Here is a 12,852-nt window from a genome sequence, read left to right as displayed (position 1 = left end):
AACAATATAATTAATAAATTGAATATTAGAAATAAATAGATTGGAGAAAAATGGACCAAATAGCAATACTCATTCCGTGTTATAATGAATCAAAAACGATTCAAAAAGTAGTAGAAGACTCCAAAAGAGCTCTTCCAGAAGCTAAAATTTATGTTTATGATAACAATTCATCTGATGAAACGGCTCAGATCGCAGAAAGTGCAGGCGCGATTGTCCGTCATGAATATCAGCAGGGTAAAGGAAATGTTATTCGTCGAATGTTTAGAGAAATCGACGCGGAATGTTATGTGATGATCGACGGTGATGATACTTATCCGATGGAATCAGCACCTGCAATGGTGGACAAGGTTTTGCATCATAATGCTGACATGGTTGTCGGCGACCGTCTCTCTTCGACGTATTTTACAGAAAACAAGCGACCGTTCCACAATTTCGGCAATACAATTGTTAGAAATAGCATTAATCATTTATTCAAGTGTGATGTTAAGGACATTATGACTGGGATGCGTGCCTTCAGTTACAACTTCGTTAAATCTTTCCCCGTTTTGTCAGAAGGCTTTGAAATTGAAACGGAAATGACGATCCACGCTGTGGATCACAATATGCAGATTGAAAATGAGATCATCGAATATCGGGATCGGCCGGAGGGATCAGAATCGAAACTCAGCACTTATTCCGATGGCTTCCGGGTGTTGGGAACGATCGCAAAATTATATAAAAATTATAAACCCTTTGGATTCTTTGGCATTATTGCCTTGATATTAGTCGCCATTGCTGCGATTTTGTTTTTCCCGGTTTTCGGAGCTTATCTCAGAACCGGTGAAGTATTGAGATTTCCAACATTGATCGTTTCGGGTTTTCTTGCCATGGGTTCTTTAATGTCGTTATTCACGGGGCTTATGCTGTCCAACAGCGCCAAAGACAGCCGCAGACAATTTGAAATGACTCTGAATGATCTTGAAGAAAAGAAAAAGAGCAAATTGCGTTAATTTTTTGACTGCCCTTTTTTGAAGACAAACAATTTACTAAAAACGTAGTTGCCGATGGTCACGACGACTTGAGAGATAAGTTTGACAATTTTGTCGTTCCCGCCAATGGCGGTAACGCCTATAAACATTACCCCCATATCCATCAATAGTGTTCCGACTCTTGATAAGAAAAAAGCCGAAGCTTCTTTAAGGATATTGGGGTTTTTGCTTTCAAAAACGTATTTACGATTGGTGAAATAAGCAAAAATAACAGCACAGATCCATGAAATGACGTTAGCCACCTGCAATTGAAAAGCATTTTTTGGATCTAAAAAGGTAACAGTGCAAATATAATAAACACCGAGGCTGACAACTGTTGTCAATACGCCGACAATTAAATAGTTGATAATTTCTTTGTATTTTAAATAGAGGGACTTAATACTTTTCATTTAATTTCTCCTTTTTAAACAATGATCTTATTTTATTGGTATTTTCTTTTATTTTCAAGCAAAATATAATAATTAAGAATAGAGAAGAATCTTTACTTAAAAATTTTTTTAAAGTATAATAAAAATGTATCTTTATAAAACGAATTTTGAAAGGATGGTTGTATGAGCGTTTCAAAACTGAGGGCAAAAAATATTGTTTTTATTTTAAGCCTTCTCTTTATTTCGTTATTATTATTTATTCCGCAGTCTGTTAATGCAGCGGAAAGTTTGCCGGAAGACAGCTTCACAGCTCAAATATTAGTCGGCGATAAAGCAGTATCACGGGATAGTGATAATGTCATTGTTTTAGAAACCAATCAGTACAGCCAGGATCAGTATTGGGAATTCATTCCAATAGGCGACGGACAATACAAAATAATCAATAAAGGAACGCAAAAAGCATTAGATGTGAGCGGTGCATCAGATAAAAATGGTGCAAACATTCAGATTTACAGCGATAATGGATCAGACGCTCAAAAGTGGACTTTAAATCTTGAATCAGATGGCAGTTATACGCTGCAGCCAGCTTGCTCTAATGACAAAGTGATGGATGTCACAGGCGGGAAAATTAATACCAATGGTACAAACGTTCAGCTTTACCAGGAAAATAATACCGCTGCGCAAAAGTTTAAAATTGTGATTGGAAATCCCGTTAATGGTTCCACAGATTTGGGAACAAACTTTTACGCGCGTTTGACTTCGTCAGGACGGTCACTATCAGTTGCCGGCTCTAATGTTGTGATTGACAATACACAAATTTCTAAGAATCAAGTATGGAAATTTGAATTAAATAAATCGTCAAATACATATACGATTACGAATTGTGCAAATAGAAAAGCGTTAGATGTATCCGGCGCGATTGATAAGGATGGTACTAATATTCAAACATATCCAGCCAACCAGACCAATGCACAGAAATGGTATTTGTTAAAACGGGATGACGGTTCGTATACTTTGCGTCCGGCAATGTCCGGCTCTCGAAGCGTAGATATCGCGGGCAATAGTTCAAATATTGGAACGAATGTCCAATTATACCGAATGAACAATTCAAGCGCGCAATCTTTTAATGTTGAGAAGACGAACGATGAACAACAGCTGCCAACAGCAGATGTCGGCACCGGTTTTATTGCGAAATTAGTAAATTCCGGAAATGGAAAGGTACTAACAGAAAGCGGCGATAGTCAAGTGGTTCAAGCTTCATCTGCCAATATCAAACAGCAGCTTTGGAAATTTGAATTAACAGACGGTGTTTATAAAATTACAAACCAAGCATCCGGTAAGGTATTAGACGTAAGTGGGGCTTGGGATGTTAACGGAACCGCCATCCAAACATATTCTTCGAATGATACAAAGGCCCAAAGATGGAAGATTGAAAAAAACGGGTCGTCTTATAATTTAAAACCAGAGTGTTCTACAAATCGAGTTTTGGATATCACAGGCGATTCTTCTTCTGAAGGGACCAAAGCCCAGCTTTACACATCGAATGGGACAAAAGCGCAAGCCTTTACAATTGAAAAAGTAACAGACATTTCTTCGTACATACAAGCTAATGACATTGGAGATAACATAACATCCAGAATTACTAATGTGAAAAGCGGCAAATCACTGACGATCAACGGAAATGGGATTACACAAAATACGAAGTCAACGTCTTATGCTCAAGGGTGGATCCTTAAACGTAATGCAGATTTATCCTATACGATTGTAAATATTGGAGATAATTCAAAAGCCTTAGATGTTGTTGGCGGTGCAAACAGTCAAGCTGATGTGCAGGTGTACACAACAAACGGAACAAAAGCACAGAAATGGCTAATAGTTAAATCATCTGATCATTATGCATTGGTTCCTGAATGTGCAACGGGCTATGCGCTTGACGTTTCAGGCGGTTCAACAGAAGACAATGCCAGACTTCAAATTTATAGTAACAACAACACGCAGGCGCAGCAATTTGATATTAATCGAGCCTCAGCTTCCGAATTCGCATCCGCTGTATACGCAGGTGGTTTAGGCTTCGATGTTTCTGAATGGCAAGGATACATCAGCGCGGATAACTGGCGCAAAGCGAAAAATGCTGGATACTCCTTTGCAATGCTGAGAATTGCCTGGGGCCATGCGGGAAATGGCGCGATGGACAAGCAATTCAATAACAATTATGAAAATGCGACAAAAGCAGGGATGCCCTTCGGCGTTTATGTGTACAGCTACGCAGACGACGAAAAAGAAGCGCGTCAGGAAGCGGATTACGCCATTAGCTTGCTGAATGGCAGAAGCTTGAAAATGCCGATTTGCATCGATTTGGAAGACGATCGAATTTCCTATTTAAGTAAAACACAGCAATCCAAGAACGCCATCGCTTTCTGTGAAGAGGTGAAAAAAGCGGGATATACGCCGATGATTTACGCTAATCAAAATTGGCTAAACAACCATCTGAACTATAGCATGATTAAAAACTATAAGATTTGGTACGCGCAATATCCATATTCATGGAATAGCTCTTCGAAACCGCAATATAGTAATCATATTGATATTTGGCAGTACAGTGACCGTGGCAGCGTACCGGGATTGTCAGGAAGCATTGATATGAATAAGGCGTATTCTAGTTTTTAATTTAGAATAGAGCTTAACCCTTTTACAAGATAATTTGTAAAAGGGTTTTTGCTTACAATTGATTGATAGTCAATTATATTTTGTTGATGGGATATTTTCACTGAATGAAAAAGCAAAATCCTTCTTGTACAATAAATTAGAGTAGAAATTTTATGAATCCTATGCAAGAAAATAGAATAAAAAATAAATTTAATTACCAAATGTGTATTCTTTCCGCAATTGGAATGATAGCCGTTATGCTTGGGCATATTGACGGAGGGTATATTAATGAATCGCCACAAGGTATAATAACATTAGGCGGTTGGCTCCCATATTATTCGTACCATATGCCACTTTTTATTTTTATTTCTGGTTATTTTTATAATAAAGATTTTGAAAATCATATTAGTGGTTTTTTGAGAAAAAAGTTTCGAACAATGATATTACCGTTTTATGCAATTAATGGAGCCTTTTTTTTATTTCAAAGTTTAATACGATTAAAAGATTTTACTGTTGGTTATCCTTTTTCACTAAAGGTATGGTTGATTTATCCTTGGATAACTAGACAGCCAATAGATTTTTCTATCCCAACATGGTATTTAATTGCTATTTTTCTAGCGGAATTATTCTTCATTCTATTGCGCAAGATAGTCTTTTTTTTCTATAACAATAAACAATATGAATTGCTATTATTATTTACAACACTGGTGCTTGGCGTAGCAAGTGTCATTTGTGTTCGAAAACTGAACCCACCAGAATGGGCAATAGTTTATCTCCGCTCATTAATAATGGTGTTTTTTCTAGAGGCAGGCTATTTTTATAGAAACTACCTTGAAGAAAATGTTCAAAAAATAAATAACGCCAAATATTTCGGAACGCTTTTCGCAATGCAAGGGGTAATGATTGCCCTCCTGCATGGTGAACTTGATTCGGGTCTTTGGGGAATAACAAATGGATTTCGATTTTACGGACTAGCTTTTTATGTAGAAGGAATTATTGGTATTACATTTTGGTTACGTATCTCAGAATTTATTGCTCAGATTCCTCAAAAGTTTAAATCACTAATTTTTATTGGTAAAAATTCAAAGTGGATTATGTCATTTCATTTGTTTGGGTATTTTGTAATGAATACATTAATTTATTTGGCGTTAAAAATCAGTGGAAAGATTTCTCAGAATGCTCTTTTTGATGTAGGAAGATATAAGACACAGATTTACTACTGTATTCCGAAAAAACAATTAGCTATTCTATACATGTTGTTTGGGTTGGTTATTACTTTTGTTTTGATGAAAATTGGGTATTTTATTAAAAAGTGGTGGAAAAATTTTTTGATTCAGGCGAAGATTAGTTGAATTTATTTAAAAAATTTAGAAAGGAATCCATTGGGTTAATATGACATTTTCGAAAATATCTTTAAAAAAAGTTCTCCTATATTTGGCCGCAGGTATTTATTTGTCTGCTGTTGTAACGTGGAATTATCAGCCGAAGCCGAATCAAACCACTACTTTTTCAGGCATTAACAGTTTTCTCAATGTTGCCTTTAGTTTTAACGGCTTTGGAGTGATAACAGCCTTCTTGTCCCTTTTTTTTGCTGTCTCTTTGTTTCTGATTACGAGTCTGCAGCAAAAAAATGAACATCATCCATCATTCGGTCTCATTGTTGTCAGCATTATTTTCGGCATTTCAAATACATGCGGTCTTCACATGTATTACAATGGTCGCTTGCCTTTTAATTCGGGAAGTTTGACACTATGCAGCATTTTTATCGCAATTGGATACGCCGTTATTTTCTATGAGATTGCTTATTGTATCTTTTTATTTTTTGATCATAATATGAATCTGCCAATTGAGTCTAAAACAAAGTTTACATTTATTGAGAAACACCCCTTCCTTTTCAGTGTTATTGTTATCAGCCTTTTTTGGCTGCCGTGGGTGATCATCTATTATCCAGCAAGTATGGATAACGATGTATTTTTTCAAATTGATACAGTAATTGGACAGTTGCCGCCAAGCAATCATCATCCTTGGCTGTCCAACTTAATGATTTCAACTTTTTGGCGTCTAGGAGCTGCCATTGGCAACCAAAATTTAGGCATTTTCTTGTTTGTCTTAGTGCGAGATGCAGTTATTGTGTGCATTTACTCTTTTTGCGCATTTTTTGTCAAAAAATCAGGACTTCCGAAATGGGTGTATCTGGGAACGATTTTGTTTTACGCGGTCACACCTGTGTGGGGTGCCTACGCGAAGCATGCCTTTAAGGACACGTTTGGGGCGGCTATCTTTTGTTTGTATATTTTGACGCTGATTGTATTAATTAATAAAGTTCAAAAAAAGGAGGATCATCTTTATGATTATATTGCAAACGGGGCGGCAGGTGCTTTTGCGTCCCTAATGCGAAATAATTTTATTTACTGCATTCTGCCAGTTACGTTGCTGCTTATTGTTTTTTTCATGCGTCATCGTGTAAAAGTGGTTAAAAGCATTTTGCTCTTGCTCTTGCTTTCTAGTTATTTTATTTTTAATTACAGTATTTATCATTTTATCGGCGTTGCTAAAGGAAGCCCAGTGGAGGCATTCTCAGTACCGCTTCAACAGATTGCAAGAACCGTTCGGGATCACCGAGATGAACTCACAAAAGAGGATCTTAACGAGATCAGCCAAGCGATTTCTATAGAATCTGTTCAGAATTATGACCCATTAGTGTCTGATCCAATTAAATCCGTTTCTCCTTTAGCTAGTGTTTCTACTAAACAGGCGATTTGTCATTTGCTGCCGGTTTGGAAAAAATATTTTATACGTTATCCTGTAACATATTTAGAAGCATTTTTGGGTGGCTCTTACGGTTATTACGCGTTTACACCGATCGGAAATTATGACGACGGCAATTGGAACAGCAATATGTGTATTTGGAATTGGCTTGGTACCCAATGTTATCCGGACAAGGCCTTTCACTTATCTCAACCTAAATCGCTAGTAATACCGCGTGAAATTCTAGACAAATGGGCAGATTTATGGGAGCATCTTCCGATCTTCAGCCTGATGAATTTAATTGCAATATATACTTGGACAGCTGTGTTAATTACGTTTTGGATGTTAAAAACAAGGCATTATGCTTATGCGCTTCCATGCACGGCTTTGCTGCTTATGGTGTTGACTTGCATGGCCTCTCCTGTTAATGGGTGTTTCAGGTATTTTGCACCAGTTGCAGCTTCGTTGCCAGCTTTATTTGCATTAATCGGATTTTCAAATCCGAAGGATTCAAGTGATTAATTAATGATTACTGCAATAAGATAGAAAATATAGTGAGGATAACAACAACGATATGGAGTTTAAACCGATTTCGGATGTTTGAAAGCGTATCAAATTTTAACTTTTTACTATAAATTGGTATTTAAACGTAAAAATAGTTATAATAAAACCTGATTAAGTTGGTAAAATTCAGAGGAGGTTCCCATGAATATACTTTTAGCCGGCGGCGCCGGTTACATTGGCAGCCACACAGCGCTGTCTTTGATCGAAAACGGACACGATGTCGTCATCGTGGATAATTATTACAACTCATCACCGGAAGCGGTGAATCGGGTTGAAGCTCTGGCGGGCAAGCCGATCGTGCATTACGAAGCTGACGTGCAGGATCGGGAAGCGATGATGAAAATTTTTAAATCGAATAAAATCGACTGCGTGATTCACTTCGCGGGCTTGAAGGCCGTTGGTGAATCGGTCCAAAAGCCGGTGCTGTATTACCGCAACAACATCGACACGACGCTGACGCTTCTGGAATGTATGGCGGAAACGGGCGTCAGCCGCTTCGTTTTCTCATCTTCTGCAACAGTTTACGGCTCGGAAAACCCGATCCCTTACGTCGAAACGATGCCCAAGGGCAGCTGCACCAACCCCTACGGCTGGACCAAATCGATGATGGAACAGATTCTGCAGGACGCCGTCGTGGCCAACCCGGACATGACCTTGATTTTGCTTCGGTACTTTAATCCGATCGGCGCCCACGAAAGCGGCTTGATCGGCGAAGACCCGAAGGGCATTCCGAACAATTTGATGCCTTACATTTCACAGGTTGCCGTCGGTAAGCTGGATCACCTGACCATTTTCGGCGACGATTACGACACACCGGACGGCACCTGCCGCCGCGACTACATCCACGTGGTCGACCTGGCCGAAGGCCACGTCAAGGCGGTCGAATACGCAGAAAACCACAAAGGCACTGAAATCTTCAATCTGGGCACGGGTACACCGTACTCGGTTCTGGACATCGTCCACGCCTTTGAAGCGGCCAACGATTTGAAAATCCCGTATGAAATCGGGCCGAGACGGGCTGGCGATCTGCCGCAGTTCTGGGCGAACGCGGATAAAGCGAAGGACGTACTCGGTTGGACTGCTAAGCACAACCTGGAAGATATGTGCCGGGATTCCTGGAATTGGCAAAAGAAAAATCCGGACGGATACCGAAAATAAAGAAAACTGAATTGAAAGCATAAAATAGGAGTAGAGGATGGGCGCACAGCAGAAAGCAATCTTAATCGACGGCAACAGCATTTTGTTTCGGATGTTTTACGGGATTCGCGGTATGGCCAGCACCAAGGGCGTGCCAACCAATGCCATTTACGGTTTTGTAAAACTGCTCCAGCAGATTCAAAATGAAATGCGTCCGGACTACCTTGCCGTCGCTTTTGACCTGCCGGAACCGACATTCCGCCACAAAACGTACGACGAGTACAAAGCTGGCCGAGACAAGATGCCGGAAGAGCTGATTATCCAGCTGGATTTGATGAAAAAACTGCTGGGTGAAATGCAGGTGCCGGTGCTGACATTGGCAGGCTACGAAGCCGACGATATTGTCGGGACGGTATCCAAGCATTTTGCACACAAAGCAGCGCCAGTTTTGGCGCAGATCATCACTGGGGACCGCGATTCATTCCAGCTGGTCGAAGACAACATTCACATTCTCTACACGACGACGCGCAGCGGCTCGCAATTTGAAGAAATCGACCCGGCAGCCATTGACGAAAAATATGGCATCGCACCGGTTGAATTGATTCAGGTCAAGGCGCTGATGGGTGACACTTCCGATAATATTCCGGGCATAAAAGGAATCGGTGAAAAGACAGCGCTCAAATTCGTCAAAAAATACAAGACTGTTGACGGTCTCTATGAACATATTGACGAATTAAAGGGCAAACAAAAAGAAAAGGTCGAAGCAGGGAAGGACAGCGCCTATTTGAGTCTGTTCCTCGGGCGAATCGACGTGGAAGCCCCAATTGAAATCGACGAAGACGCGATGCAGATGCGCGATTTATTTAATCCCGAGGTGATGGCCACTTTAAACGAGCTGGAATTCTCTTCTATTATCCGCAGCATTGAGCGCACGCGGGGGCAGAGCGGCGAGGCGGCAACTCAAGGCAATAGCACATCTGTGCCGTTCTCGAGTATTGATTCGGAAAAGGATTTGTATTTTGTGCAGCTTCAGCTGGCAAAGCTGGATCGGATTGCGATCCACTTTCGAAGAGAAGCAGACTGCGCCTATCTAGCCTTCAGCGATTTCAAAAAAATATGGGTTGTGGACGATCCCAAGCTCGTCGCGCGCTTTATTCGTGAATTTGACGATCTGCCCAACGCGGACGATTTGGCCGTTGTGGGGCACGATTTAAAAGCACTGATTCACGATTTTGAGGCCTACGGCGCGGAGCTCGGTAATCTGGGCTTTGATACGTACGTTGCGGCTTATTTGCTGGAGCCGACGGACCGTCGGTACGACCTCTCTGATCTGGCGCTTAAATACCTCGATCGGCACATTGCAGATGAAGAGACTTTATTCGGAAAGGGCAAAAAACGCAAAAAGCTGGGCGACATAGACCCTGCGGTCATGCGCGCCCAAATGGCGGCGGAATGTCAGGCCCTGGCCGATCTGCTTGAAGAGTTGAGCACGTGTCTGGAAGAAGAGGGCATGACACAGCTGTACCGCGACATCGAGATGCCGTTGATCGACGTGCTCGCCAGTATGGAAAGCATTGGCTTTCAGATCGATGTGGATCAGCTTACGGCGCTGTCCAAGACCTTTGAAACCCGCATCCATGAATTGACTGAAAAAATTTACGACGAGGCGGGTCAGACCTTTAATATCAATTCGACGAAGCAGCTCGGGCAGATTTTATTCGAAGAGCTGCAGCTGCCGGTAATTAAAAAGACGAAAACAGGTTACTCGACGTCGGTCGAAGTGCTCGAACAGCTGGCGCCTTATCACGACATTGTACCGGATATTCTCGAATACCGGACGGTGACGAAGCTGAACTCCACTTACGGTGCCGGCCTGATTAAATACGTCGACCCGAAGACCCAACGGGTGTACTCCCATTTCAACCAGACGGTGACGGCAACGGGGCGGATCTCTTCGTCGGATCCCAATCTCCAGAATATTCCGGTCCGAACGGATTTGGGCCGGGAAATCCGGAAAGTGTTCATTCCTGAAGGGCCGGATCGAACCTTGCTCGATGCGGACTACTCGCAGATCGAGCTGCGGGTGCTCGCACATTTGACAGGCGATCAGAATTTAATCGGGTCCTTTATCCGCAAGGAAGACATCCACGCCCGGACAGCCTCTGAAATTTTTGGCGTGCCTCTTGAAGAAGTCACAAGAGAACAGCGCAGTCACGCTAAGGCGATCAACTTTGGCTTGATTTACGGCAAGCAGGCCTTCAGCCTCGGAAAAGAGCTGAGCATCGGCCGCCAACAGGCGCAGAATTACATCGATATGTATTTCGCCCGTTATCCCAAGGTTCAGGCCTATATGGAAGGAATCGTCGAAGAAGCGAAGGAAAAGGGCTACGTGACGACCTTATTCGGGCGCAGACGCAACATTCCGGAAATTCAGTCCCGCAACGGCATGATCCGTAAAAGCGGCGAGCGCATTGCGCTGAACACGCCAATTCAGGGAACGGCTGCGGATATTATGAAAATGGCGATGATCCACGTGTACTGCCGACTTCAGAAAGAAAGCTTCCGCTCTCATCTGATTTTGCAGATTCACGATGAATTGATCATCGATGCCCCGAAGGACGAAGCGGACGATGTGCTGGCGCTGCTCATCGAAGAAATGGAAAACACCGTTCAGCTGGCGGTGCCTTTGGTTGTCGACGCCCATCAAGGAGATTCATGGTATGCCATCAAATAATTCAGAGACCATTGTCATCGGGCTGACCGGCGGCATCGGTTCTGGCAAGAGCACAGTATCCGAAATTTTTCATCAGCAGTTCAATCTGCCGGTCGTCGACGCGGATCAAATGGCGCATCAGATTACAGCGCCCGGCGGCAAAGCGCTGCCGCTGATCGTCGAGGCCTTTGGAAAAGAGGTCTTAACGGCATCGGGTGAATTGAATCGCGAGCTGCTTCGGAAGAGAATGGTCGGAGATCCGGGTGTCAAAAAACAGCTTGAGGCGATCCAGTACCCGATTTTGCAGCGGGAAATCCTCGACGCGATCGAAGCCTATTGTCGACAGGGGGTGCCCGCAGTCATTTACGACTGCCCGATGTTTTTTCAGACCCATCAGGAACAATACGTGGACCAGATTGCGGTCGTGGTCTGCCGAAAATCGACGCGGATTGACCGCATTGTGAGACGGGATCATATCGATAGGGATTTGGCGGAACGAATGCTCGATCTGCAGATGTCGGATCAGGAAATGATCAGCCGGGCGGATATTGTGATCGACAACAGCCGGGACACGTTGACCTTAGAGCAAAACATCCGCTTAATCAAAATAATATAAAAAAATCGATAATATTTAAAAAAAAGCTTGCAATTTTAAAAAGATCAGCTATAATAAATATTGTTCTGTTGTGAACAGATGCGAGGATGGTGGAACAGGCAGACACGCAGGTTTGAGGGACCTGTCGCTCCTTATACAGCGGTGAGGGTTCGAATCCCTTTCCTCGCACCATCGATGCGGAAGTGGCTCAGTGGTAGAGCATCGCCTTGCCATGGCGAGGGTCGCGAGTTCAAATCTCGTCTTCCGCTCCATTTTAAAATTACGCTCTTCTTCGGAAGAGCTTTTTTTTTGAAAAGAATCGGCTTTGATTCAGAAAGCATTAAATTTGATTTTCTATAATGCATAAACAAAATAAACAAAGTTGAGATAGGCAGGAAAATTGAGAATGACAAATTTTTTTGATCTGTTGACTCGCGGCCTCAACGCGCTGGCTGCAAAGCTGCAGCGGACAGATTTGAAGGCATGGGCTGGAAACATTTGGGAAGGCTACCATCCGGTATGGACACCGAATATGGTGCGGATGGGCGTGCTCATTCTCACAGCAGCGCTGATCTGGGGAATTGTGCGGTGCGCGCGGCACAGGATTCGGCTCAGTCAGTTGATTTTCGGTTGGTTCTTGGTATTGTATTTGTATTTGATGTTCGGTTCGACGGTTTTCTCCAGAGTGCCGACAGCGGCATCCCAGGCGAATCTCAATTTATTTTGGGAATACCGCAGCATGCTCGCGATGCACAGCTGGTATTTTGCGAAACAGATCTTTTTAAATATCGCGATGCTCATACCGGTTGGCTTTTTATTTCCGCTGGCAAGGGGGAAGCGCTGTTTCTGGCAGACATTGTTTTTCGGGATCATTTGTTCCCTTTCCATCGAAGTGATGCAGTATATTTTCCATTGCGGTTTGTTTGAACTGGATGATATTTTTAATAACACCCTTGGCACTTTATTGGGGTATGTCGTATACCGGCTCGTTATACCGAAAAGAGCACTCGGTCGAAAGCGAAAATGACGAAACATAAAGTGAATAAACAGAAC

General features: G+C 42.5%; 9 protein-coding genes and 2 tRNA genes. 10 read left to right on the top strand and 1 reads right to left on the bottom strand.

All coding sequences use genetic code 11. From position 1 onward, the window contains the following. Positions 1 to 50 precede the first annotated feature (50 nt). Positions 51 to 989: a glycosyltransferase family 2 protein gene (locus tag QZX60_RS02135; protein ID WP_295360810.1), complete on the top strand. Its 939-nt coding sequence runs from the start codon at positions 51 to 53 to the stop codon at positions 987 to 989. Here QZX60_RS02135 and QZX60_RS02130 read toward each other — a convergent pair. After that, the gene (locus tag QZX60_RS02130) at positions 986 to 1,417 is read right to left on the bottom strand and encodes a GtrA family protein (RefSeq protein WP_295360808.1); all 432 of its coding nucleotides are present in this window, start codon (positions 1,415 to 1,417) and stop codon (positions 986 to 988) included. The two genes, QZX60_RS02135 and QZX60_RS02130, sit on opposite strands and share 4 nt — an antisense overlap. A 162-nt stretch (positions 1,418 to 1,579) precedes the next feature. On the opposite strand from QZX60_RS02130, the gene QZX60_RS02125 reads away from it, so the two are divergent. From QZX60_RS02125 to QZX60_RS02085, 9 genes are all read left to right on the top strand, one after another. Next, entirely contained in the window at positions 1,580 to 4,063 is a 2,484-nt protein-coding gene (locus QZX60_RS02125; protein ID WP_295360806.1) for an RICIN domain-containing protein, read from the top strand. A 152-nt stretch (positions 4,064 to 4,215) separates the two neighbouring features. Further along, the gene (locus QZX60_RS02120; RefSeq protein WP_295360804.1) at positions 4,216 to 5,394 is read left to right on the top strand and encodes an acyltransferase family protein; all 1,179 of its coding nucleotides are present in this window, start codon (positions 4,216 to 4,218) and stop codon (positions 5,392 to 5,394) included. A 40-nt stretch (positions 5,395 to 5,434) separates the two neighbouring features. Beyond that, the gene (locus tag QZX60_RS02115) at positions 5,435 to 7,312 is read left to right on the top strand and encodes a DUF6020 family protein (protein WP_295360802.1); all 1,878 of its coding nucleotides are present in this window, start codon (positions 5,435 to 5,437) and stop codon (positions 7,310 to 7,312) included. Between the two features lie 183 nt (positions 7,313 to 7,495). After that, positions 7,496 to 8,512 (top strand): UDP-glucose 4-epimerase GalE, encoded by a 1,017-nt coding sequence (galE, locus tag QZX60_RS02110; protein WP_295360800.1) that lies wholly within the window; start codon positions 7,496 to 7,498, stop codon positions 8,510 to 8,512. 37 nt (positions 8,513 to 8,549) lie between these two features. Then, entirely contained in the window at positions 8,550 to 11,225 is a 2,676-nt protein-coding gene (gene polA, locus QZX60_RS02105; RefSeq protein ID WP_295360798.1) for a DNA polymerase I, read from the top strand. After that, positions 11,212 to 11,820 (top strand): dephospho-CoA kinase, encoded by a 609-nt coding sequence (gene coaE / locus QZX60_RS02100; RefSeq protein WP_295360796.1) that lies wholly within the window; start codon positions 11,212 to 11,214, stop codon positions 11,818 to 11,820. Before polA ends, coaE begins: the two co-directional genes overlap by 14 nt. An 80-nt stretch (positions 11,821 to 11,900) precedes the next feature. Beyond that, positions 11,901 to 11,991 (top strand) — tRNA-Leu (locus QZX60_RS02095). A 5-nt stretch (positions 11,992 to 11,996) separates the two neighbouring features. Further along, a tRNA-Gly gene (locus tag QZX60_RS02090) sits at positions 11,997 to 12,071 on the top strand. 134 nt (positions 12,072 to 12,205) lie between these two features. After that, positions 12,206 to 12,826, top strand: coding sequence for a VanZ family protein (locus QZX60_RS02085; RefSeq protein WP_295360794.1), 621 nt, complete (start codon positions 12,206 to 12,208; stop codon positions 12,824 to 12,826). Positions 12,827 to 12,852: the final 26 nt, after the last annotated feature.

Source organism: uncultured Pseudoramibacter sp. (assembly GCF_903789625.1).
Lineage (GTDB): Bacteria > Bacillota > Clostridia > Eubacteriales > Eubacteriaceae > Pseudoramibacter > Pseudoramibacter fermentans.
Note: the sequence above shows the minus strand (reverse complement) of the source record. Positions and strands in the feature narration are given on the sequence as shown.